Here is a 21,692-nt window from a genome sequence, read left to right on the forward strand (position 1 = left end):
GTCACCGATGTCGGGGCCGGCCCGCTGCGGGTAAACGGGCTGGGCTGACCTGGCTCCTGGCCGAGCTCGACTGATTCGCCGACCAGCTGGGCAACGACGCAAACTCCGGCTGCGGCACCGACCCGACGATTGCCAGGGGTTCCCCGCGAGCCGGCCGGCAGGATCCGGGCGAAACGCGACGGGCCGCCAGCTCTGGTCAGGGGTTCTTCAGGTTCAGGTCGGCCAGTTCGGCGCGGGAGGCCACCCCGAGCTTGGGATACGCCTTGTACAGGTGGTAGCCGACCGTGCGGGCGGACAGGAACAGCTGCGTCGCGATGTCCTTGTTGGACAGGCCCGCGGCGGCGAGCCTGACGATCTGCAACTCCTGCGGGGTGAGCCGGGCGGCGCCCAGCTCGGTACGGGTCCGCGCCGCCCAGGGCGCCGCCCCCAACCTCTCGAAGCCATCCAGCGCGGCCGACAGGTACGTGCGGGCCTCGGACCGGCGGCGGGCCCGGCGCAGCCATTCCCCGTACAGCAGTGCGGTGCGGGCCTCGTCGAACGGCCGGTTGAGCCGGCGGTACGCGGACAGCGCCGCGAGGTACGACTCGCCCGCCGCCTCATCCGGACCGAGCAGCGCCAGGCAGCGCAGCACGACCGCGTCGATCCACGGCTGCCGGGCGTGCGCGGCCCAGCGCTGGAACTGGGTGAACGCCTCGGCAGCCGCGTCCGGCCGGCCCGCCCGGACCGCGGCCTCCACCAGGTCCGGGGTGCTGCGAATGGCCGGGATGTGGAACCGGGCCCGACCCTCGGCCAGCGGCGCCAGCCACGTCAGCGCCGACTCGGCGCGGCCGTGACCGAGTTCCAGCAGGCCGTGCGCGGCGTACACCCAGGGCACCTGCCAGGCCGGGTCGCGGCCCGCGACGCGCGCGAGCGCCTCGTCGGTGATCCGCCGGCACTCCTCCTCGTCCCCGGTCACCGCGCTCCGGTACGCAAGCGGTTCGCCGAGCCGGTCGATCCACTGGCGCTGGTCGATGTCGCGGGCGATCGCCAGGCCCTCCTCCGCCGCCGCGGCCCCTTCGGCCTGCCAACCGGCGAACTGCCAGCCACACGCCAGGTAGAACAGCGCCTGCGGCAGCCAGCCCACCCGGCCCTGCCGGCGCGCCAGGGCCACCTGTTCCTCGGCCACCTCGATGGTGACCGCCTCCTGTCCGAGGATCAGCCCGAGCCCGGCGATGAGGACGGCCGCACCCGGCTCGTTCGCGGCCGCGCGGGCCGCCGCGATCATCGCCCCGGGCGCCGCCCAGTCGATGCCGTCACCACCGTCCGCCGAACCGACGACCGGGGTGGCGGCGTGAATCAACAGGCGGGCTAGTGGCGTCAGCGGGTCGTCAGGCACCAGCGCTGACCGCAACCGCGCCACCGACTCCGACAGCTCCCGCTCCCCCGCGTACCAGCCGACATGCAGCGCCTCCACCAGCATGCTCAGCGCCAGGTGCTGATCGGTGGTGGTGACCCGGGCGGCACCGCGCAGCAGCCGCTCGTGCGCGGACGGCAGCGCCCCACGCCAGAAGTCCGCCGCGGCGCGCACCGCGGTCAGCCGGGCCGCCAGTACCGCGTCCCCGGGGCCGCAGCGCTCGGCCCGGGCGGCGAGCACGTCGGATTGGTCCAGGTCGCCGGCCTCGGCCGCGGCCTCGGCTGCCAGGGTGAGCCGGCGCAGCTCGGCGGCGGGTTCGGCGGAGAGCTGCGCCGCCCGCTCGTACGCGGCGGCCGCGGCGGCATGCCCGGCGCGCTCACCGGCCCAGGCCGCGGTGCGTTCCAGCTCGGCGGCGACCCGCTCGTCGGCGCCGGTGGTCGCCGACGCCAGGTGCCAGGCACGACGATCGGCGTCGACCGGGCGGTCCAGCGCGGCGGCCAGTGCGTCGTGGACGGCGATGCGCCGGCCGGGCGGCGTGCCGTGCCACACCGCGGCCCGGACCAGTGGGTGCCGGAACGACACCATCGCGTCCGCGGTCACCAACCCGGCCCTTACCGCGGCGTCCAGCTCCGCGCTGCCCGCACCCAGCTTGCCGGCGGCCCGCAGCAGCACGCCGAGCTCGCCGGTGTCCTCGGCGGCGGCCACCTCCAGCAGGGTGCGCACGCTCTCCGGCAGCGTCCGTACCTGCGCCTGGAACGCGTCGCGCAACCGGTCGGGGAGCACCCCGCCGCCGGACGTCGCCACGGCCGGCAGCTCGATCAGTGCCAGCGGATTTCCGACCGCCTCGGCGAGCAACCGGTAGCGGGCGCCGGCGTCCAGGTCGGCGGCGTGCAGCGCGAGCAGCGCAGCCGCGGCGGACGGGTCGAGCCCCCGCAGCGGAAGCTCCGGCACCCCGGGCGCCGGGAAGCCGTCGGTGCGGGCGGCGAACAGCATGCCGACCGGCTCGGCGCCGAGCCGGCGCGCCGCGAACAGCAGCGCGTCGGCCGAAGCCCGGTCGAGCCACTGGGCGTCGTCCACGACGGCCAGCAGCGGGCCGGCGTCGGCCAGCTCGGACAGCAGCGACAGCACCGCGAGGCCGACCAGAAACCGATCCGGCGCGCCCGCCGCGACCAGCCCCAACGCGCCGCGCAACGCCTCGGCCTGCACCGCCGGCACTCCATCGAGCCGATCCAGCACCGGGTGCAGCAGCAGGTGCAGGCCCGCGAACGGCAGCTCGGCCTCCGACTCCACGCCGGCGGCACGCAGCACCCGCAGCCCCGCGTCGCCGGCGTGCTCGAGCAGCGCGGTCTTGCCGATGCCCGGCTCACCGCGGAGCACCAGCGCACCGCTGCCGCCGGACCGCACGGTGTCCAGCAGCTTGCCGAGCACCGCCAGCTCCGAGTCCCGCCCGTACAGCATGCCGAGACGTTACCGGCACCCGCCGACAGAAGTACTGATGCGCGACGGATTCCGTGATCAGCGCCGCTCCATAGCGTCAGCAGCACCTGAGAACGAGATGGAGGAACCTCATGAAGGTCATCGACCGGTACCTGGAGAGCTGGAACGAGACCGACCCGGCGCGGCGGCGGGCGCTGATCGACGAGGTGTGGGCCGAGCACGGCCGGTACACCGACCCGCTCGCGGACGCCGAAGGCCGGGACGCGATCGACGCGACCATCGCCGCCGTGCAGGGTCAGTTCCCGGGGCTGCGGTTCAGCGCCGGCCCGGTGGACGCACACCACCACATCGCCCGGTTCACCTGGACTCTCGGCGGCGACGGCACGGAGCCGCTGGTGGTCGGCTTCGACGTCGCGGTGCTCACCGACGACGGCCGGATCGCGGCGATCCACGGCTTCCTGGACAAGGTTCCCGCGTGACCACCCTGGAGGGACCAACCATGACCACCACCGCCGCGCCGGCAACCACGCCACCACGGGCCGACACCGGCTGGGGCGCCCTGCTGGTGCTGCTGACCGGAACGTTCGTCACGCTGCTGGACTTCTTCATCGTCAACGTGGCGATCCCGTCGATCCAGGTGGACCTGCGGGCCGGGCCGTCGGCCGTGCAGTGGGTGGTCGCCGGGTTCGGGCTGGCGCTGGCCGCGGGTCTCATCACCGGCGGCCGGCTGGGCGACCTGTACGGGCGGCGCCGGCTGTACGTGATCGGCCTCGGCCTGTTCACGCTCGCCTCGGCGGCCTGCGGGCTGGCGCCGACCGCCGGCGTGCTGGTCGGCGGCCGGGTCGTGCAGGGTGTCGCCGCCGCGCTGCTGATGCCGCAGGTGCTGGCAATCATCAACACCGTCTACACGGGCGACCGGCGGTCCCGCGCATTCAGCGCCTACGGCGTCGCGGTGGGACTGGGCGCGGTGTTCGGACAGCTCATCGGCGGGCTGTTGATCCGCGCGGACGTCGCCGGCCTCGGCTGGCGCAGCATCTTCCTGATCAACGTGCCGATCGGCGCGGCGGCGGTGGCGGCCGCCCGGCGCCTGGTACCCGGGTCGCGCTCCGCGACCGGTGCCCGCCTGGACCTGGTCGGCACCGTGCTGGTCACCATCGGCCTGCTGGCCATCGTGTATCCGCTGGTGGCCGGCGAGCCGGCCGACTGGTGCCTGGCCGCCCTGCCGCCGCTGGCCGCGTTCGCGCTGCACCAGCGCCGACTGGCGGCGCAGGGCGGCGCACCGCTGGTGAACCCACGCCTGTTCACCGACAGCTCGTACACCGTGGGAGTACTGGTCAGCCTCGCCTTCCAGCTCACGATGGCGTCGTTCTTCCTGGTCCTGGCGCTGTACCTGCAGGACGGGCGCGGCCTGTCGGCGCTCGCCTCCGGGCTGCTCTTCGTGCCGCTCGGCGTCGGGTACCTGGTCACGTCGATGCTGTCCGGCCGGACCGCCGCCCGGTCGGGCCGCCGGACGCTCACCATCGGCACGCTGGTGGTCGCGGCCGGGTACGGCCTGCTCGCGCTCGCCGCGGACGCTCCGATCGGCTGGCTGGTGCCGGGGCTCACGGTGGCCGGCGCGGGGATGGGCTTCGTGGTCGCGCCACTGCCGTCGATCGTGCTGGCCGGTGTGTCACCGCGGCACGCGGCGGCCGCCTCCGGGGTGCTGTCCACGGCCCAGCAGGCCGGCAACGCGATCGGCGTGGCCCTGATCGGCAGCGTGTTCTACCACGCGCTCGACGCCGGCCCCGTCCCGCACGCGTTCACGCTCAGCCTCGACGTTCTGGTGGCGCTGGGCGTCGCGGTGGCGGTCCTGGTCCGGTTGCTGCCCCACCGCGCGGCCTGACCGACCGGAGAAGCCGGCCCCGGCGCTCGCCGGGGCCGGCTTCTGGCAGGGGCTAGAGGGTACGGGCGAGCCGGTCGGCGAGGATCCGGGTGAACCGGGACGGGTCGGCCAGTTCCCCGCCCTCGGCCAGCAGGGCCATGCCGTACAGCAGCTCGGCGGTCTCGGTCAGCGCGGCGGCGTCGGCGCGCTGCTCGTGGGCCTTGCGCAGCCCGGTCACGAGGGGGTGGGTCGGGTTGAGCTCGAGGATCCGCTTGACCTGGGGCACCTCCTGGCCCATCGCCCGGTACATCTTCTCCAGCGTCGGGGTCATGTCGTGCGCGTCGCCCACGACGCAGGCCGGCGAGGTGGTGAGCCGGGTGGAGAGCCGGACCTCCTTGACGCTGTCGGCGAGCGCGCCGCTCATCCAGCCGAGCAGGTCGGCGTACTCCTGCCGCTCGGCCTCGGCCTTCTCCTTCTCCTCGTCGGTCTCCAGGTCGACCTGGCCCTTGGCGACCGAGCGCAGGGTCTTCCCGTCGTACGCGCCGACCCGCTCGACCCAGACCTCGTCGACCGGGTCGGTGAGGATCAGCACCTCGTAGCCCTTGGCGCGGAACGCCTCCAGGTGCGGGGAGTTCTCGATGGTGGCCCGGTTCTCGCCGGTGGCGTAGTAGATCTCGGCCTGGCCGTCCTTCATCCGCTCGACGTACCCGCGCAGCGTGGTCAGCTCGGCCGGGTCGTTCGTGGAGGCGGCCCGGACCAGGTCGAGCAGCGCCTCGGTGTTGTCCGGGTCCTCCAGCAGGCCCTCCTTGACCACCGCGCCGAACTCGCTCCAGAAGGTGCGGTACAACTCCGCCGACATCTCCTTGAGGGTGGCGAGAACCTTCTTGACCAGGCGGCGGCGCACGGCGCGGATCTGCCGGTCCTGCTGGAGGATCTCCCGGGAGATGTTCAGCGACAGGTCGTGCGCGTCCACCACGCCCTTGACGAAGCGCAGGTAGTTGGGCATCAGCGCGTCGCAGTCTTCCATGATGAACACGCGCTTGACGTAGAGCTGCACGCCGCGGCGGCCCTGCGGGGTGAACAGGTCGAGCGGGGCGTGCGAGGGCAGGAACAGCAGCGCCTCGTACTCGAAGGTGCCCTCGCCGCGCATGTGGATGGTCTCGAGGGGGTCGGCCCAGTCGTGCGCGACGTGCCGGTAGAACTCCTTGTACTCGGCCTCGTCGACCTCGTCGCGGTTGCGCGCCCAGAGCGCCTTCATCGAGTTGAGGGTCTGCTCCTCGCGGGTCGTCGCGCCGTCCTCACCGGAGCGCTCGACGGTCATCCGGATCGGCCAGGAGATGAAGTCGGAGTATCGCTTGACGACCTCGCGGATGCTCCACTCGGCGGTGTAGTCGTGCAGGTTGTCCTCGGTGTCGGCGGCCTTGAGGTGCAGGGTGACCGAGGTGCCCTGCGGGGCGTCGTCGACCGGCTCGACGGAGTAGGTGCCCTCGCCGGTGGACTCCCAGCGGGTGCCGCCGTCCTGGCCGGCGCGGCGGGTCAGCAGGGTCACCTTGTCGGCGACCATGAAGGTGGCGTAGAAGCCGACGCCGAACTGGCCGATCAGCTCCTGGGTGGCGGCGGCGTCGGTGGACTCACGCAGCTTGCGCAGCAGCTCGGCGGTGCCGGACTTGGCGATGGTGCCGATCAGGGCGACCACCTCGTCCCGGGACATGCCGATGCCGTTGTCCCGGACGGTCAGCGTCCGGGCGTCCTTGTCGACCTCGATCTCGATGTGCAGGTCGGCGGTGTCGACCTGGAGGTCCTTGTCGACCAGCGACTCCAGCCGCAGCTTGTCGAGCGCGTCCGACGCGTTCGAGATGAGTTCCCGCAGGAAGACGTCCTTGTTCGAGTAGATCGAGTGGACCATCAGCTGGAGCAGCTGACGGGCCTCGGCCTGGAACTCCAACGTCTCAACCCGGTCGCTCACACCGACTCCCTTCCACCACTTCACGGACTCCGGCGGAAAGGATACGAGGCGTGCGCACCGGGGCAGCGCAGGGTGGCGGAAATCCGTCTGGTCCAACCAGTTGACGGGTTGATGTGTCCGGGGCCACACTGCTGGCCATGGCCTTCGCTCCCGTCCCCCGCGCCTCGGTCTCCGACCACGTCTTCGGCCAGCTCCGCGACGCCATCGTCAGCGGCCGCTACCGGCCCGAGGAGACCCTCCCCGGCGAACGGGAGCTGGCCGCCGCGTTCGAGGTGAACCGGCACGCGGTACGCGAGGCGCTGCGCCGGCTCCAGCAGCTCGGCCTGGTCCGGGTCAGCCAGGGCGGCGCGACCCGGGTGCTCGACTGGCGGGTGCACGCCGGGCTGGACCTGGCGCTGTCGCTGGCGCGCTCCGGCGACGTACTCCCGGTGGCGACGCTGGTCCGCGACATGCTGGAGATGCGGGCCTGCGTCGGCATCGACGCGGCCCGGCTCTGCGCCGAGCGCGCCGACCCGGCGGTCATCGCCGCGTTGGTCGCCGCCGCCGACGAGTACGGCTCGCTCGCGCCCGACCTGGCCCGGATGGCCGAGGCCAACATCGCGATCTGGCGGCTCGTCGTGCGCGGCAGCGGCAACACCGCCTACCTGCTGGCGTTCAACAGCCTGGTTGCCGGCACCCTGGCCATCGGTGACGTCCCCCCGGACGCCCGCGCCGCCGAACTGCTCGACGTGGCCGGCCACCGGCGGCTCGCCGCCGCCATCGAGGCCGGCCAGGGCGCGGCAGCCGCCCGGCACGCCCGGGCCCTGCTGACCGCCCCGGTCACCGCCCCCACCACCCCCGCCCCCCGAACGGAGGCCCGAGCATGATCCCCGCCGTGCTCTACGCCGTCCCGGCGTTCCTGCTGCTCATCATCATCGAGGCGGTCTCGTACCGGTTCCTGCCCGACGACGACGAACGCGGCTACGAGGTGCGCGACACCACCACCAGCCTCTCCATGGGGCTGGGCAGCCAGCTCATCGGCGTGCCGTGGAAGCTGCTCACCGCCGGCGCATACGCGGGCCTGTGGCTGATCGCGCCGATCCACCTCTCCCCCGGCAACTGGTGGACCTGGGTGATCGTCTTCTTCGCCGACGACATCGCCTACTACTGGTTCCACCGGCTGCACCACGAGGTACGCGTGCTCTGGGCCAGCCACGTGGTGCACCACTCCAGCGTCTACTACAACCTCTCCACGGCGCTGCGGCAGAGCTGGACGCCGATGACCTCACTGCCGTTCTGGCTGCCCCTGGCCCTGCTCGGCATCCCGCCGTGGATGATCTTCCTGCAGCAGTCGATCAGCCTGCTCTACCAGTTCTTCCTGCACACCGAGCGGATCAACGTGCTGCCCCGGCCCGTCGAGCTGATCTTCAACACGCCGTCGCACCACCGGGTCCACCACGGCTCCAACGCCGAGTACCTGGACCGCAACTACGGCGGCATCCTGATCGTCTGGGACCGGCTCTTCGGCACCTTCGAGCCGGAACGCGCCGCAGTCCGCTACGGGCTGACCAAGAACATCACGACCTACAACCCGCTTCGGGTGGCCACCCACGAGTTCGCCGCGATCTGGTCCGACGCCCGCGCCGCCCGCACCTGGCGGGACCGCCTCGGCTACGTCTTCGGCCGGCCCGGCTGGCAGCCCGCCCGGTGAGGCGCCCCTGGCTGGCCCTGTTCGGGGCCGTCGCCGCGGTCGAGCTGGTCGGGGTCGCGCTCGGCTCGACCGCGGTGCAGTGGGCGGCCAAGCCGCTGCTCGCCCCGCTGCTGCTGGCGTACCTGTGGTCGGTCCGGCGACGGGTCGACGGTGTCGCGGTCGGCCTGGTGTTCGCCACCGCCGGGGACGTGGCCCTGCTCGTACCGGGCCGCACCGCGTTCCTGGTCGGCATGGGCTGCTTCCTGGGCACCCAGGTCGGCTTCGCCACCGCGTTCCTGCGGCGGGGTCGCCCAGCGCCGCCCGCGGTGGCCGGCTACCTGGTCACCTGGGCGGCGGCGAACGCCCTGCTCTGGGGCGCGCTCGGCCCGCTGCGGCTGCCGGTGCTCGGCTACAGCCTGGCGCTGTCCCTGATGGCCGCCGCGGCGACCGGGGTATCGGCGCGCACGGCGGCCGGTGGCGCGCTCTTCCTCGTCTCCGACCTGCTGATCGGGGTGGGGGCGGCGCGCGGCGACCTGCCCGGCCAGGGCCTGCTGGTGATGACCACGTACGTCGCGGCGCTCCTGCTGATCACGACCGGCTGGGCCGCCGCCCCCGCGGGGGCCGGGGCGGCCCGCCATCCGGCGCCGTCCGTGCGTTGATCCACTTCGGACGCCGCAGGTCGCGGTATCCATCGCCCCGGACACCGCAACCTGCCGCACTCCCAGTTATCCGTTACTTCTTCAGCTTGGGCGGCAGCGTCGCGACGTACGCCTGCGCCTTGTTGATCCACAGGGTCGCCTGCTCTGTGGTGAATGACCGCGGCAGGGACAGGTAACCGCTCATCGGCCGCTCGGCTGGGCCGAACGGTCCCGCACCTTCGATCGTCGCCAGTTCGGCCAGGTCGTCGGTGGCGAGCTTCACGCCGACCGTCGAGCCGAACAGCCCGGCGAACATGTTGCCGTTGACGAACGCCCCGAGGTTGCCGAACATCGGCTTGACCTCCATCCCCGGCCCGTCGGGGATGTGGGAACGGAAGAACTGCTTGTCCGCCTCGGTGGGCTTGGGCATCTGCATCGTCGGCTCCGATCAGGCAGCCACGGGGCGACGACCGGTGAAGGCGGCCAGCCGCTCCATCGGGTCGGCGCCCGACGCCGGGGCGACCTCCTCGGCGAACGCCGAACCGCGGGCCCCGGGGACGAGCTGCTCGGCGAGCTTGTGGACGTAGGCCACGACCTCGTCACTGACGACCAGGACGGCGCCGCTGCCCTGGGCCATGTCCCATGCGTGCAGCAGGAATTCCACCGGCATGATGCCCGCGGCGAACCTGGCCGGCATCTCGCCGCCGCCGGGGCCGGGGACGGTGCCGTCGAGACCGCGAGCGCACCATCCCTCGATGGCCTGCGCCGCCATGGTCGCCACCCGATTCTCCAGCGAGCCCGTCTCGGGGTTCACGACCTCGACGCCGGCCATCGAGCCGAAGGCGACCATGGAGCCGAACAGGTGCTCGGCGAGGTCGTGGCAGGTGAACTGCGCGCACGGGGTCTGCTTGGCCCGGTCCTCGGACGTCAGCTGACGCAGGACCGCCTGAAGCGCGGCCAGGGTGGCCTCGGCGGCGGACAGCTCGTCGAGCTGCTCGGGAGCGGCGGACCACTCGTCGGGCCCGGCGTCCCCGGTGGCGGCAGCCTTCTCGAGGCGGCCGAGATAGTGGTTCCAGCCTTGGGCGTGCATCGCCGCCTGCTCATCGGTCAGCCCCTCGTGGGTGAGCGTGACCTGGGTGCCGTCGGCGACCGGCTCGAGCGTGATCGAGACGGTCGAGGTGTCGGCGGCGAGGTCCGGGTGGCCCTCCCAGCCCCAGCCGAACACGACACGCTTGCCGGGCTCGATCTCTCGGAAGGTGCCGACCGCCACGTGGCCCGGGGTGATGGTCCAGCGGTAGTCACCGCCCACGCGGAGGTCGACGCGGGCCGACACCGTCTGCCAGCGGCGCAGCCGCTCGGGTTCGGTGATGAGGGCGAACGCCTCGTCGATGTCGACGGGAAGAACGACGGTCCGGGTGAACATCAGTTATCTCTCTCAATCCGTTGAGACTGCATGGCCCTCGCGTCGGCAACCAACTGGTCGAGCTCGGCGGTCCAGAACCGGTCGATCTCGGCCTGCAGCTGACGAAGCCCCTCGGGAACAACGCGGTAGATGCGCTCCCGGCCGACCTTCTCGGCCTCCACCAGACCAACGTCCGCCAGCAACAGCAGATGCTGGGAGATCGCCGACCGGGTGACCGTGAACTCCGCCGCGACTTGACTCACCGTGCGCGGGTGCGACGCGAGCAGTTGCAGGATGCGTCGCCGCGTGGGCTCAGCCGCGGCGGACAGCGCGTCGATCACGGAAACACGTTAGCTACGGCTAACGCGTTTGTCAAAGCGGCCGACCCGCCCGGACGTGCCCCGGCGCCAGAGCAGGCGGGTATCCTGCCGGCGTGGCCAGGGAGAACGGGCGCAAGCTGATCGCCTCCAACAAGAAGGCGCGGCACGACTACACCATCCTCAAGACGTATGAGGCGGGCATCGTGCTGGCCGGCACCGAGGTGAAGTCGCTGCGCGAGGGGCGGGTGTCGCTGGTCGACGCATTCGCCCAGGAGCGCGACGGCGAGATCATGCTGTACGGCCTGCACATCGCCGAGTACGGCTACGGCACCTGGACCAACCACGCGCCCCGGCGGACCCGCAAGCTGCTGCTCAACCGGGTGGAGATCGCCCGGATCCTGGAGAAGCTGCGCGACGGCGGGATCACCCTGGTGCCGCTGTCCATGTACTTCGCCAACGGCTGGGCCAAGGTCGAGCTGGGTCTGGCGAAGGGCAAGAAGTCGTACGACAAGCGGCAGGCCCTCGCCGAGCGGGACGCCAACCGGGAGATCGCCCGGGAACTGGGCCGCCGCCTCAAGGGGCGCACGGCGGCCCGCTGAGCACCCCGTGCGACTCCGCGGGAGGCGCTAGCCTGCGGGCCATGGTCAACTCGGAACCGGCCTGCCCGATCTGTGCCAAGCACCGCGGCGAGGGACCCCTCGTCGGGGAGGCGCTCTGGGCGGACGGGCAGCTGATGATCTCCCACCATCCGGTCGGCCCGGACGGCACCGCCCTTCTGGGCCACCTGTTCGTGGAGACCCGCCGGCACGTGCCGTACCTGACCGACCTGACCGAGGGCGAGGCGGAGGCGATCGGGCGGATGGTCCGGCGGACCGCCGTCGGCCTGCGGGCGGAGCTGCGCCCCGACTTCGTGTTCACCGCCGTGGTCGGCATGGGCGTCGCCCACTTCCACCAGCACGTCTTCGTCCGTCCCGCCGGCACCCCCGACGAGTACGACTGGTTCTCCGGTCGCCGGTGGCCGGATGCTCCCCGGGGCACGGCGGCGGACATCAGCCGGCTGTGCGAACGCCTGCGCCCCCACCTGGAGCGGACGGGCGACTGACCGGGCTCGTGCGCGGCGCGCCCTCGGCCGACCGGCGTCCTCGACCGAAGCAATGAATGAAGAATGTAAATATTGACCCTCGGCGTTCACGCGGACAGAATCAGCGCACCCACCACCCCCCGTCCCTGGGAGCCACCATGATTCGTCCCCGCCTGCCGTTCCATCGGGCGGCCACCCGGATGGCCGCGGTCGTCGCCGCCACCGCCGGCGTGCTGCTCGCCTTCACCCAGACCGCCAGCGCCGCCGTACCGACCGGGCGTTACGTCGCGCTCGGCGACTCGTACACCGCCGGCCCGCTGATCCCCTCGCAGGTGGACCTGAACTGCCTGCGCTCCAACCGCAACTACCCGTCGCTCGTCGCCGCGTCCGCAGGCTCCTCGTCGTTCGCCGACGTGAGCTGCTCCGGGGCCACCACCAACGACATCCTCAACAGCGGCAGTGGCGAACTGGGCATCTCGGTGCCGCCCCAGCTCAGTGCGGTGACCTCGAGCACGGCGCTGGTCACCGTGGAGATCGGCGGCAACGACATCGGCTTCTCCGGCATCATCAGCGACTGCGCGCAGGCCAGCCTCAGCAGCCCGCTCGGCTCGCCGTGCAAGAACAAGTACACGGCCGGGGGCACCGACCAGTTGCAGGCCAGGATCAACGCCACCGCACCGAAGGTGGCCGCCGTGCTGCAGGCGGTCCATGCGGCCGCACCGGGCGCGCGGGTCGTCGTGATCGGGTACCCGGCGGTTCTGCCGGACAGCGGGTACGGCTGCTGGCCGGTCGTCCCGATCGCGTACCTGGACGTGCCGTACCTCCGCGGCGTCGAGAAGTCGCTGAACACGATGCTGGCCAACACCGCCGCCGCGAACAACGCCACCTACGCCGACGTCTACACCCCGTCGATCGGCCACGACGCCTGCAAGGGCAGCAGCACCCGGTGGGTCGAAGGTCTGTTCCCGGAGAGCTCGGCCGCCCCGTTCCACCCGAACGCCACCGGTGAGCAGGGTATGTCCAACGCCCTGCTGGCCAAGTTGAACAGCTGACCGGTCTTCGCGCCCCTCATTGCGGGCCCCGTCGCGTCGCGGCGGGGCCGGCCTGCTCGACACCCCGGGCCAGACCGCGCGTACGGCGCTGCTGCCCGAGGCGGCGGCCGCCGCCGGCGTGCCCATCGAGCGGGCGATCGGCTGGTCGAGGCCACCGAGCGCGGCGCCCGCCGGATCGGGGCGCCGGTCGCCGGCCTGCTGGTCAGCGCGCTCGGGGCGCTGACCGTGCTGGCGGTGGACGCGGCGACGTTCGCCGTCTCGGCGCTGGCGGTCGTGCTGCTGGTGCTGGTCACCAACCTCTTCAACGCGGCCAAGAGCAGCGTCCTGCTACCGGTCGCCGCCACGCGGGATCTCGGCGGGGCGACCGCGTTCGGCGCGCTGGTCGGGGCGATGGGCGGCGGAGCGCTGGTCGGGGCGATGGGCGGCGGAGCGCTGGTCGGCTCGCTGCTGTTCAGTGCAGTCGGGCACCGGCTGCCGCGCCGTGCCAGCTTCGTCGCCGCGTTCGCCGCCGCGGGCGGCCCACCGTTCTGGGCGCTGGCCGCCGCCCCGCCGCTGCCGGCCGTGGCCGCCGTCTTCGCGGTGTCCGGCCTCGCCGCCGGCGCGACCAACCCGCTGATCGGCGCCGTCAAGCTGAAACGGGTGCCCGGCCACGTGCGGGCCCGGGTGTACGGGGTGGTCGGCGCGGGTGCGTGGGCCGCCATGCCGCTCGGTGCGCTCGGGCTGGGGGCCCGGGAACGGGACCTCCGGCCCTGACCCGCCGATCACCTCCCGAATACCCTCAGGGGTATAGGAGGTGGTCCTCGATGAGACGACTTCTGGTACTGGGCGCGGGCACGGCCGGGACCATGGTGGCCAACAAGCTCCGCCGCCGGCTGGACCGCGACGAGTGGGACATCACCGTCGTCGAGCAGCGGGACCGGCACTACTACCAGCCCGGGTTCCTGTTCATCCCGTTCGGCGCGGCACCGGCCACAGCCTTCCGGCCCACCGGTTCGCTGCTGCGCTCCGGGATCACCCTGCGCCGCGGCGAGATCGACCGGGTGCTGCCCGCCGAGAGCGAGGTGCTGCTCGCCGGCGGCGAGCGACTCCCGTACGACCAGCTGGTCATCGCCACCGGCGTCGAGCCCCGCCCCGACCAGACGCCGGGCATGCTCGACCCCGACCGGTGGCGCAGGAACGTCTTCGACTTCTACACCTACGAGGGCGCGGTGGCGCTCTCCCACGCGCTGCGGCGGTTCCCGGGCGGCCGGCTGGTCGTGCACGTCACCGACCTGCCGATCAAGTGCCCGGTGGCGCCGCTGGAGTTCGCCTTCCTCGCCGACGCGTGGTTGCGCGAACGCGGGATGCGCGACCGGGTGGAGCTGGTCTACGCCACCCCGCTGGCCGGCGCGTTCACCAAGCCGGTGGCCGCCCGACACCTCGGCGCGATGCTGGACGAGCGGAAGATCGCCCTGGAGCCGGACTTCCTGGTGGAGCGGGTCGAGGAGCACCGCCTGGTCTCCTACGACGACCGGGAGATCGCGTACGACCTGCTGGTCACCGTGCCGCTGAACATGGGCGCGGAGTACGTGGCCCGGTCCGGGCTGGGCGACGAGCTGAACCTCGTCCCGGTGGACCGGCACACCCTGCTCTCCACCGCCTGGTCGAACATCTTCGCCCTCGGCGACGCCAACGACCTGCCCACCTCCAAGGCCGGCTCGGTGGCGCACTTCTCGGTCGAGGTGTTCGTGGACAACTTCCTCCAGCACGTCCGCGGCGAGCCGATGACCGGCCGCTTCGACGGGCACGCCAACTGCTTCGTGGAGTCCGGTGCCGGCCGCGGCCTGCTCATCGACTTCAACTACGAGACCGAACCCCTGCCCGGCAGCTACCCGCTGCCCGGCGTCGGCCCGTTCCGGCTGCTCAAGGAGAGCCCGGTCAACCACTGGGGCAAGCTCGCGTTCCGCTGGCTGTACTGGAACGTGCTGCTGCCCGGCCGCCCCGTACCCCTGCCGGCGCAGATGTCCATGGCCGGCAAGCACCCCGAGGAGTGATCGCGATGACCGTCACCAGCATCGCCGGACGCGAGATCCACGTCAACGCCGAGGGCTTCCTCACCGCGTACGACGAGTGGGACGACGAGCTGGCCACCGGGCTCGCCGCGCAGATCGGCATCGAGCTGACCGACGCGCACCGGCGGATCCTCGCCGCGCTGCGGGAGGACTACCGGCAGCACGGGGAGACCGCCACCCTGCGCCGGGTCACCGGCCTGACCGGCGTCCCCACCAAGGAGTTGTTCGCGCTCTTCCCGAAGAAGCCGGCCAAGAAGATGGCGTACGTCGCCGGCCTGCCCAAGCCGCGCGGCTGCGTGTGAAAGGAGGAACCGCCATGAGCACCACCGCCACCGCGACCCTGCCGACCGTGGTACCGGACTTCGACGCCGACACCGGCCGCAAGCTCGCCATCATCTGCTCCAAGGGCAGTCTCGACATGGCGTACCCGGGTCTGGTGCTGGCCAACGCGGCGCTCGGCGAGGGGGTGGAGACGCACCTGTTCTTCACCTTCTGGGGCTTCGACATGATCACGAAGTCCCGGATGGCCGACCTGAAGTTCACTCCGGTCGGTAACCCCGCCGCGCACCTCCCGCAGGGCCTCGGCGGCCTGCCCGGGGTGACCGCGTTCGCCACCCACCAGCTCCGCAAGCAGATCGCCGAGCTGGGCGTGCCCGACGTGCCGGAGTTCCTGGACCAGATCGTCGCCTCCGGCGGGCACCTCTGGGCCTGCCGGATGTCGGCCGACCTGATGCACCTCACCGAGGACGACCTCTACGAGCAGGTCGAGGGCATCATCAGCGCCGCCGACTTCATCGAGAAGACCGACGGGGCCCAGCTGCTGTTCATCTGAGGTGTCGCCAGGGGCCCCGGTACAACGTCGTACCGGGGCCCCTGCTCCGCTAGCGGGCGACGCGGGCGAGCAGGGCGAACGCCCGCACCGGATCGCCGCTGAGCTGGGCGTGGTCGGCGTCGGCGATCAGCGCCGCCCAGTCCGCGGGGGCGTCGCCGCGCACCACGGCGGCCTGGGCGGCGTCGCGGGCCACCCCGAGGACCGCCTCGACCAGCGCCGCATCCCGCTGCCCCGCACCGAGCTGCCGCCCGAGCGTCCGCAGCGTCGCGGGCGCGTCGCGCAGCGAACCGTCGGCGTTCCACCGGATCGACGCCAGGGCGGCCCGGAGCTGCGGCCGGTCGGCGGCGAGCGCCGCCAGCCGGTCCCGGCCCGGGTGCGTGCGCAGGCCCCAGCCGAACGGGAAGAGCGGCTGGTAGTCGGCGTCACCGACGTTGATCGGTACCTGCGCCTCGCTGCGCGGCCAGCTCACCGGCAGCCGGCCGGTGAACGGACGCCGGCCGAAGAGCACGTCCGCCACGCCGGCCCCCTCACTTCCCGGCAGCCAGGACGCGACGAGCGCGTCGATCTCGCCGAGCTGCTCGGTGAGCACCTGCGGCCGGCCGGAGACCACCAGCACCACGCAGGTGGGGACCTCGGCGCAGACCTTGTCGATGACGGCCCGGTCACCGGCCGGCAGACTCAGCGACTTCTCCTCCTGCTGGGGCACCGTGCACCAGCCGCACTCCGGGCCACCGACGTCGCCGTAGCCCTCCGCGTACGGGGTCTCGCCGACCACCACGACACCCACCTGGGCGTCGCCGGTGGGGGCGGAGGCGTCCGCGCTGTAGGTCACCTCGGCCTGCGGGGCGACCTCCCGGATGCCGTCCAGGATGGAGGTGCCGGGGATCGCGTCGCCGGCGACACCCTGCCAGGTGATGGTCCAGCCGCCGGCCTGGTTGCCGAGGTCGTCGGCGTTGCGCCCGGCCACGTAGATCGAGGCTTCCGGCCGCAGCGGCAGTGCCTGCCCGCTGTTCTTCAGCAGCACCTGCGACTCGGCCACCGCCTCCCGGCCGACCGCCCGGTGCGCCGCGCTGCCGACCTGGTCGATGTTGTCCGCCGAGGCGTACGGGTGCTCGAAGAGGCCCAGCTCGAACTTCCTGGTCAGGATGCGCCGCACCGCGTCGTCGATCCGGTCCTCGCCGACCCGTCCGGCGGTCGCCTCGGCCAGCAGCAGCTGCTCGAACTGCTCGGCGCTGTACGGCTCCATGAACATGTCGCTACCGGCGTTGACGCCGACCCGCACCTTGTACGCGGTCAGCCCACCGTTGGTCGGCTCGGCCGGGTCGGGGATCTGGTGGATGCCCTCCCAGTCCGTGATCACGAAGCCGTCGAAGCCCAGCCGGCCCTTGAGCTGGTCGGTGATCAGCTCCCGGTTGGCGTGCATCTTGGTCGGGTTGCCGAGGCCGTCCTCGGTCCAGTCCACGCTGGAGAAGGAGGGCATCACGCTGCCGACCTTGTGCCGGTGCACCGCCGGGCCGTACGGAGCGAGGTCGATCTGGGCGAAGTGCTCCCGGTCGGTGACGGTGACGCCCTGGTCGATCGGGTACTTCTGCTCCCACCAGGGCTTGCCCTCGTTGGCGGCGGCGGTGGCCTCGTCGTAGTCGGTGTCGCCGTCACCGGCGTAGTGCTTGGCGGTGGCGAGGACCCGGTCGGCGTCGTCGAGCTGCCCGGGCCGGCCCTGGAGGCCGTCGATGACGGTCTCCATCGACACCACCAGCGCCGGGTCCTCGCCGAAGCTCTCGTAGCTGCGCCCCCACCGCTCGTCCCGGGAGACGCAGACGCACGGGGCGAAGTTCCACGGGATGCCGGTGGCGCGCACCTCGGCGGCGGTGGCGTGGCCGACCCGTTCGACCAGGGCGGGGTCGCGGGTGGCGCCGAGGCCGACGTTGTGCGGGAAGACGGTGGCGCCGTACACGTTGCCGTGGCCGTGCACCGCGTCGATGCCGTAGATCAGCGGGATCTGCAGGCGGGTGCTCATCGCCTGAGCCTGGAAGCCGTTGACCATCTCGACCCAGGCGGCCGGGGTGTTGCTCGCCGGTGTCGAGCCGCCGCCGGAGAGGACGGAGCCGAGCTGCCAGCGGGCGACGGCGGAGGGGTCGTCGGCCACCGCGGCCCGCTCGGCCTGGGTCATCTGGCCGATCTTCTCGGCGAGGGTCATCCGGCCCAGCAGGTCGGCGACGCGCCGCCGTACCGGCAGCCGGCGGTCGAGGTACGGCAGGCCGTGCGCGTCCACCACCACGGTGGGCTGCGCCGCGACGGTGGCTCCCGCGGCGGTCAGGGTGAGGGGGACGGTCTCGGCGGTCTCGGCCACGCCGTCCCGCCGCAGGGTGACGGCGAGTGAGCGGCTGGACCCGGACGGGGTGCCGGCCGGGAAGGTGAGCGTGCCGGACGCGGCGGTGTAGTCGGCGCCGGGCGTGGCGGTGCCGATGCCGGTCGCCCAGCGCACGGTGAGCTTCTCGGTCAGCGGGCGGCCGTCCGAGGTGGACACGGTGACGCCCACCGGCGCCCGGCTCCCCTCGGCGGCCGGATACACCAGCCGGTCGGTGGCGACCGTGACGGTCCCGGCCGCCGCGGCGGCCGCGGGCGGCGCCGGGAGCAGGGACACGGCCAGGGCTCCGACCCCGGCGAGCGCGACGTACCTGGGCAATCTCATCTACTGCCTCCCCACTGGACCCTCGTCCCGATTAGGGATACTTCCGAACCCGATCGCGTGACGTCAATGTTTCCGGCCGGTTCCGGAACCGGAACCGGCCGGATCGGGGAGCGCTCTCTTGACAGCCCCCGACTTCGTTCATAGCTTCATCGAAGTCTATCTTTATGGTTTGTTTACCGTTCGGCCGACCCGTCCCCTCGGCCGAACGGTGACGACCGCAACCGCAGGGAGGCACCCGTGCGCAGCATCCGCACCCTCGCCGCCGTGGCACTCACGGCCGTGGGCCTCACGGCCGCGCTCACCATCGTCCCGAGCACCCCCGCCCTCGCCGGACCCGGCGCCGTCACCTGGTCCGACGACTTCAACGGCGCGGCCGGCACCCCGCCGGACCCGAACAAGTGGCGGTACGACACCGGCGGCAGCGGCTGGGGCAACAACGAGTTGCAGTACTACACCACCAGCACCCGCAACGCCGCCCTCGACGGCAACGGCAACCTGGTCATCACCGCCCGCAAGGAGAACCCGAACGGCTACTCGTGCTGGTACGGCAGCTGCCAGTACACCTCTGCCCGGCTGTTGACCAGCGGCAAGTTCGCCCAGGCGTACGGCCGGTTCGAGGCCCGCATCAAGATCCCCCGCGGGCAGGGCCTGTGGCCCGCCTTCTGGATGCTGGGCAACGACATCGCCACCAACCCGTGGCCCAACAGCGGCGAGATCGACATCATGGAGAACGTCGGCTACGCACCGTCCACGGTGTACGGCACCCTGCACGGGCCGGGCTACTCCGGGGCAAACGGCCTGGGCGGCTCGACCTCACTGCCGGGCGGCCAGGCCCTCGCCGACGCGTTCCACACGTACACCGTCGACTGGGCGCCCGACTCCATCACCTGGTACCTCGACGGGGTCGCGTACTCGCGCAAGACGCCGGCCGACGCGGGCGGCAACAAGTGGGTCTTCGACCACCCGTTCTTCATGCTGCTGAACGTCGCCGTCGGCGGCAACTGGCCCGGCTCGCCCGACGGCAGCACCGTCTTCCCCCAGCAGATGGTGATCGACTACGTCCGGGTGCAGGCCTGGGACAACGGCGGCGGCGGAACCGGCGGCCCGATCATCGGCTACGGCAACAAGTGCGTGGACGTGGCCGGCGCCAACACGGCCAACGGCACTCCGATCCAGCTGTGGACCTGCAACGGCACCGCCGCCCAGCAGTGGACCTGGAACGCCGACGGCTCGGTCCGCGCCCTCGGCAAGTGCATGGACGTCACCGCCGGGTCCACCGCCAACGGCGCCAAGGTGCAGCTCTACGACTGCAACGGCACCGGGGCCCAACGGTGGGTGTTCACCTCGGCCGGCGACATCGTGAACCCGCAGGCCAACAAGTGCCTCGACGCGACCGGCGTCAGCTCCGCCGACGGCACCCGGCTGCAGATCTGGGACTGCACGGGCGGCGCCAACCAGAAGTGGCGACGCTGACCGACCCACGCCGGGTCCGGACTTCGGCCCGGAGCCGGACCCGGCGCTCCGCCGCCCGCACTAGCCCCCTGATGCCACCCGCTTGCCGAAGAGCAGACTCAGCAGGAAGATCGCCGCGCTGATCAGGACGATCAGCGGTCCCGCCGGCTGGCCGGTGAACTCGAACAACACGATCCCGAGCAGCGACGAGGCCACCCCGACGGCCATCGAACCGAACGCGTACTGTCCCATGCTCCTGGTGACGAGCCGAGCGGCCGCCGGGGGAATCGCCACGAGCGCGGCGGTCAGCAGCGCACCGACCACCCTGACGCCCAGCGCCACGACGATCGCGATCAGAAGCAGATACAGCAGGTTGTCGCGCTTGACGTCAACCCCGGCCGAGGCGGCCAGGTCCTCTGAGATGTTGATCAACACCAGCCGCCGGTAGAGCCGATTCACCGCCACCGTCACGGCCAGGGACGCCACGACGGCGAGCGCCGTGTCGCTGACGCCCACCTTCGACACGTTTCCCACCAGCGCCGTCTCGGCCTCCTTGAGAGGCAGGAACAAGAAGGCGATCGCGACCCCCGAGGCGAACACGACCGCGGTGAGGGCCTCCATGGGCAGCTTCGTTCTGATTTCGATCAGCCAGATCAGGATGACGCCGACGACGACGAACGGGAAGGCCCCCAGGGAGATGTCGAAGCCGTAGAGGAGAGCCAGGGCGACTCCGGGCAGGGTCAGGTGACCGAGGGGACCGGCGACCAGTGCCATCCGCCGGCTCAGCATCAGCGACCCGAGATACGCGGCCGCGCCCGCGATCGACATCCCGGTGGCCAGGCTGAGCAGAATCCTCGTGTCCATCCGCGCTACTCGTGCGTGTGCTGGTAGTACGCCAGGCCGCTGCCGTACAACTGCTGCAGCCGCTCGGGGGTCAGCACGGCCTGGGGTAGCCCCTGGCACACCGCCCGCTTGTTCAGGCACAGCACCGTGGTGGAGAACCGGTGCACCATGGCGAGATCGTGCGTGACGAGCAGCATGGTCAGACTCCGCTCGCGATGCAGCCGGGCGAGCAGGCCGTAGACGGTCTCCTCACCCCCGACGTCGATTCCGGCGGTCGGCTCGTCGAAGAGGAGGACCTGAGGATCTCCGGCAAGACCCCAGGCGATCAGGATCCGCTGGAACTGCCCGGAGGAAAGGTCGCCCATCCGCTGGGCGGCCAGGTCCGCGCCGAGCCCCACGGCGGGCAGCAGGTCGCGCGCCCGGGGTGTGGCTTCGCCCTTCAGCGCGAAGAAGTCCGTCACGTTGATGGGGATGTCCCGGATGTGGGGCAGCCGCTGCGGCACATAGCCGAGGGTCGCGCCTTCGGCCCAGCTGATCGATCCCTCGTACGGCAGGAAGCCCAGCAGCGCGCGAAGCAGCACCGTCTTGCCGGCGCCGTTCGGCCCCAGAATGGTGAAGATCTCGCCACGCTTCACCGCGAAAGTGAGATCGTCGATGACACGGCGGTTGTCGAGGACCACGGTCAGGCCCGAGACCCGCAACACCGTTTCGTCATCGTGAGCCATCGAGGGCGCCCTTCCCCGGGAGCCGCCTTGCGAACCTGCGCCCGAATGCCGCAATCGTACGGTTTTGGCGATCATCGTGGGGCTGGTTCGCTGTTGTGCGGCCGAGGACGGTCGGCGACGTCCCCGCCGAACCGTGCCCGGGTTCCACAGCCACCCGCAGGCCGACAAGTGGCACGACGCGACCGGCGTCAGCTCCGCCGACGGCACCCGGCCGCAGATCTGGGACTGCGCGGGCGGCACCAACCAGACGTGGCGACGCTGACCGACCCACGCCGGGG

General features: G+C 72.1%; 22 protein-coding genes. 14 read left to right on the forward strand and 8 right to left on the reverse strand.

Annotated features, from left to right (window positions below):
* Positions 1–196: 196 nt before the first annotated feature.
* Positions 197–2,851 carry an ATP-binding protein gene (locus tag ACL02O_RS10915; protein ID WP_412817889.1) on the reverse strand — a complete coding sequence of 885 codons (2,655 nt, stop codon included), beginning with the start codon at positions 2,849–2,851 and terminating at the stop codon, positions 197–199.
* 110 nt (positions 2,852–2,961) lie between these two features.
* On the opposite strand from ACL02O_RS10915, the gene ACL02O_RS10920 reads away from it, so the two are divergent.
* Both ACL02O_RS10920 and ACL02O_RS10925 read left to right on the forward strand, forming a co-directional pair.
* Positions 2,962–3,309, forward strand: a complete 348-nt coding sequence (locus tag ACL02O_RS10920; RefSeq protein WP_412817890.1) for a nuclear transport factor 2 family protein — start codon at positions 2,962–2,964, stop codon at positions 3,307–3,309.
* A 20-nt stretch (positions 3,310–3,329) separates the two neighbouring features.
* Entirely contained in the window at positions 3,330–4,712 is a 1,383-nt protein-coding gene (locus ACL02O_RS10925) for an MFS transporter (RefSeq protein ID WP_412817955.1), read from the forward strand.
* Between the two features lie 52 nt (positions 4,713–4,764).
* Here the strand turns inward: ACL02O_RS10925 and htpG are convergent, their stop codons facing one another.
* The gene (gene htpG, locus ACL02O_RS10930; protein WP_412817891.1) at positions 4,765–6,657 is read right to left on the reverse strand and encodes a molecular chaperone HtpG; all 1,893 of its coding nucleotides are present in this window, start codon (positions 6,655–6,657) and stop codon (positions 4,765–4,767) included.
* Positions 6,658–6,794: 137 nt separating this feature from the next.
* On the opposite strand from htpG, the gene ACL02O_RS10935 reads away from it, so the two are divergent.
* Genes ACL02O_RS10935 through ACL02O_RS10945 form a run of 3 tightly spaced genes read left to right on the forward strand, consistent with a single transcriptional unit; the run spans position 6,795 to position 8,985 of the window.
* On the forward strand, positions 6,795–7,523 hold the full coding sequence (locus ACL02O_RS10935) for a FadR/GntR family transcriptional regulator (RefSeq protein WP_412817892.1): 729 nt from the start codon (positions 6,795–6,797) through the stop codon (positions 7,521–7,523).
* Complete coding sequence (locus ACL02O_RS10940) at positions 7,520–8,347, forward strand: sterol desaturase family protein (RefSeq protein WP_412817893.1); 828 nt, start codon at positions 7,520–7,522, stop codon at positions 8,345–8,347. The genes ACL02O_RS10935 and ACL02O_RS10940 overlap by 4 nt, the downstream gene beginning before the upstream one ends.
* Complete coding sequence (locus ACL02O_RS10945; RefSeq protein ID WP_412817894.1) at positions 8,344–8,985, forward strand: lysoplasmalogenase; 642 nt, start codon at positions 8,344–8,346, stop codon at positions 8,983–8,985. Before ACL02O_RS10940 ends, ACL02O_RS10945 begins: the two co-directional genes overlap by 4 nt.
* Positions 8,986–9,058: 73 nt before the next feature.
* On the opposite strand, the gene ACL02O_RS10950 is transcribed toward ACL02O_RS10945, so the two are convergent.
* The 3 genes from ACL02O_RS10950 to ACL02O_RS10960 are packed head-to-tail and all read right to left on the reverse strand — an operon-like array spanning position 9,059 to position 10,707.
* On the reverse strand, positions 9,059–9,400 hold the full coding sequence (locus ACL02O_RS10950; protein WP_412817895.1) for a TfoX/Sxy family protein: 342 nt from the start codon (positions 9,398–9,400) through the stop codon (positions 9,059–9,061).
* Positions 9,401–9,412: 12 nt separating this feature from the next.
* A complete protein-coding gene (locus ACL02O_RS10955) occupies positions 9,413–10,387 on the reverse strand; it encodes a TIGR03086 family metal-binding protein (protein WP_412817896.1) in 975 nt (324 codons plus the stop codon).
* Positions 10,387–10,707 (reverse strand): ArsR/SmtB family transcription factor, encoded by a 321-nt coding sequence (locus tag ACL02O_RS10960; RefSeq protein WP_412817897.1) that lies wholly within the window; start codon positions 10,705–10,707, stop codon positions 10,387–10,389. The genes ACL02O_RS10955 and ACL02O_RS10960 overlap by 1 nt, the downstream gene beginning before the upstream one ends.
* 92 nt (positions 10,708–10,799) lie before the next feature.
* Between ACL02O_RS10960 and smpB the strand changes: the two genes are divergently transcribed.
* The 7 genes from smpB (at position 10,800) to ACL02O_RS10995 (ending at position 15,702) form a co-directional block, all read left to right on the forward strand.
* On the forward strand, positions 10,800–11,285 hold the full coding sequence (gene smpB, locus ACL02O_RS10965) for an SsrA-binding protein SmpB (RefSeq protein ID WP_412817898.1): 486 nt from the start codon (positions 10,800–10,802) through the stop codon (positions 11,283–11,285).
* A 41-nt stretch (positions 11,286–11,326) separates the two neighbouring features.
* Positions 11,327–11,788: an HIT family protein gene (locus ACL02O_RS10970; RefSeq protein ID WP_412817899.1), complete on the forward strand. Its 462-nt coding sequence runs from the start codon at positions 11,327–11,329 to the stop codon at positions 11,786–11,788.
* Positions 11,789–11,925: 137 nt separating this feature from the next.
* Positions 11,926–12,819 (forward strand): SGNH/GDSL hydrolase family protein, encoded by an 894-nt coding sequence (locus ACL02O_RS10975; protein WP_412817900.1) that lies wholly within the window; start codon positions 11,926–11,928, stop codon positions 12,817–12,819.
* Between the two features lie 234 nt (positions 12,820–13,053).
* On the forward strand, positions 13,054–13,572 hold the full coding sequence (locus tag ACL02O_RS10980; protein WP_412817901.1) for an MFS transporter: 519 nt from the start codon (positions 13,054–13,056) through the stop codon (positions 13,570–13,572).
* Between the two features lie 50 nt (positions 13,573–13,622).
* Positions 13,623–14,852: a type III sulfide quinone reductase, selenoprotein subtype gene (gene sqr, locus ACL02O_RS10985; protein WP_412817902.1), complete on the forward strand. Its 1,230-nt coding sequence runs from the start codon at positions 13,623–13,625 to the stop codon at positions 14,850–14,852.
* Positions 14,853–14,857: 5 nt separating this feature from the next.
* On the forward strand, positions 14,858–15,172 hold the full coding sequence (locus tag ACL02O_RS10990; RefSeq protein ID WP_412817903.1) for a TusE/DsrC/DsvC family sulfur relay protein: 315 nt from the start codon (positions 14,858–14,860) through the stop codon (positions 15,170–15,172).
* A gap of 14 nt (positions 15,173–15,186) precedes the next feature.
* Positions 15,187–15,702, forward strand: a complete 516-nt coding sequence (locus ACL02O_RS10995) for a DsrE/DsrF/DrsH-like family protein (protein ID WP_412817904.1) — start codon at positions 15,187–15,189, stop codon at positions 15,700–15,702.
* A 49-nt stretch (positions 15,703–15,751) separates the two neighbouring features.
* Here the strand turns inward: ACL02O_RS10995 and ACL02O_RS11000 are convergent, their stop codons facing one another.
* Positions 15,752–18,394 (reverse strand): glycoside hydrolase family 3 N-terminal domain-containing protein, encoded by a 2,643-nt coding sequence (locus ACL02O_RS11000; RefSeq protein WP_412817905.1) that lies wholly within the window; start codon positions 18,392–18,394, stop codon positions 15,752–15,754.
* 237 nt (positions 18,395–18,631) lie between these two features.
* On the opposite strand from ACL02O_RS11000, the gene ACL02O_RS11005 reads away from it, so the two are divergent.
* Entirely contained in the window at positions 18,632–19,867 is a 1,236-nt protein-coding gene (locus ACL02O_RS11005; protein ID WP_412817906.1) for a ricin-type beta-trefoil lectin domain protein, read from the forward strand.
* Between the two features lie 60 nt (positions 19,868–19,927).
* On the opposite strand, the gene ACL02O_RS11010 is transcribed toward ACL02O_RS11005, so the two are convergent.
* Together ACL02O_RS11010 and ACL02O_RS11015 are read right to left on the reverse strand one after the other, a co-directional pair.
* Positions 19,928–20,710 (reverse strand): metal ABC transporter permease, encoded by a 783-nt coding sequence (locus ACL02O_RS11010; protein WP_412817907.1) that lies wholly within the window; start codon positions 20,708–20,710, stop codon positions 19,928–19,930.
* Positions 20,711–20,715: 5 nt separating this feature from the next.
* The gene (locus ACL02O_RS11015) at positions 20,716–21,414 is read right to left on the reverse strand and encodes a metal ABC transporter ATP-binding protein (RefSeq protein WP_412817908.1); all 699 of its coding nucleotides are present in this window, start codon (positions 21,412–21,414) and stop codon (positions 20,716–20,718) included.
* 64 nt (positions 21,415–21,478) lie between these two features.
* On the opposite strand from ACL02O_RS11015, the gene ACL02O_RS11020 reads away from it, so the two are divergent.
* The gene (locus tag ACL02O_RS11020) at positions 21,479–21,676 is read left to right on the forward strand and encodes a hypothetical protein (RefSeq protein ID WP_412817909.1); all 198 of its coding nucleotides are present in this window, start codon (positions 21,479–21,481) and stop codon (positions 21,674–21,676) included.
* The last annotated feature ends 16 nt before the right edge of the window (positions 21,677–21,692 follow it).

It is taken from the genome of Micromonospora mangrovicola, from assembly GCF_047200535.1.
Lineage (GTDB): Bacteria > Actinomycetota > Actinomycetes > Mycobacteriales > Micromonosporaceae > Micromonospora.

Coding starts and splice junctions, on each gene's coding strand:
- ACL02O_RS10915 (WP_412817889.1), bottom strand. CDS start 2,851: ATGCTGTACGGGCGGGACTCGGAGCTGGCGGTGCTCGGCAAGCTGCTG.
- ACL02O_RS10920 (WP_412817890.1), top strand. CDS start 2,962: ATGAAGGTCATCGACCGGTACCTGGAGAGCTGGAACGAGACCGACCCG.
- ACL02O_RS10925 (WP_412817955.1), top strand. CDS start 3,330: ATGACCACCACCGCCGCGCCGGCAACCACGCCACCACGGGCCGACACC.
- ACL02O_RS10935 (WP_412817892.1), top strand. CDS start 6,795: ATGGCCTTCGCTCCCGTCCCCCGCGCCTCGGTCTCCGACCACGTCTTC.
- ACL02O_RS10940 (WP_412817893.1), top strand. CDS start 7,520: ATGATCCCCGCCGTGCTCTACGCCGTCCCGGCGTTCCTGCTGCTCATC.
- ACL02O_RS10950 (WP_412817895.1), bottom strand. CDS start 9,400: ATGCAGATGCCCAAGCCCACCGAGGCGGACAAGCAGTTCTTCCGTTCC.
- ACL02O_RS10955 (WP_412817896.1), bottom strand. CDS start 10,387: ATGTTCACCCGGACCGTCGTTCTTCCCGTCGACATCGACGAGGCGTTC.
- ACL02O_RS10970 (WP_412817899.1), top strand. CDS start 11,327: ATGGTCAACTCGGAACCGGCCTGCCCGATCTGTGCCAAGCACCGCGGC.
- ACL02O_RS10975 (WP_412817900.1), top strand. CDS start 11,926: ATGATTCGTCCCCGCCTGCCGTTCCATCGGGCGGCCACCCGGATGGCC.
- sqr (WP_412817902.1), top strand. CDS start 13,623: ATGAGACGACTTCTGGTACTGGGCGCGGGCACGGCCGGGACCATGGTG.
- ACL02O_RS10990 (WP_412817903.1), top strand. CDS start 14,858: ATGACCGTCACCAGCATCGCCGGACGCGAGATCCACGTCAACGCCGAG.
- ACL02O_RS10995 (WP_412817904.1), top strand. CDS start 15,187: ATGAGCACCACCGCCACCGCGACCCTGCCGACCGTGGTACCGGACTTC.
- ACL02O_RS11000 (WP_412817905.1), bottom strand. CDS start 18,394: ATGAGATTGCCCAGGTACGTCGCGCTCGCCGGGGTCGGAGCCCTGGCC.
- ACL02O_RS11010 (WP_412817907.1), bottom strand. CDS start 20,710: ATGGACACGAGGATTCTGCTCAGCCTGGCCACCGGGATGTCGATCGCG.
- ACL02O_RS11015 (WP_412817908.1), bottom strand. CDS start 21,414: ATGGCTCACGATGACGAAACGGTGTTGCGGGTCTCGGGCCTGACCGTG.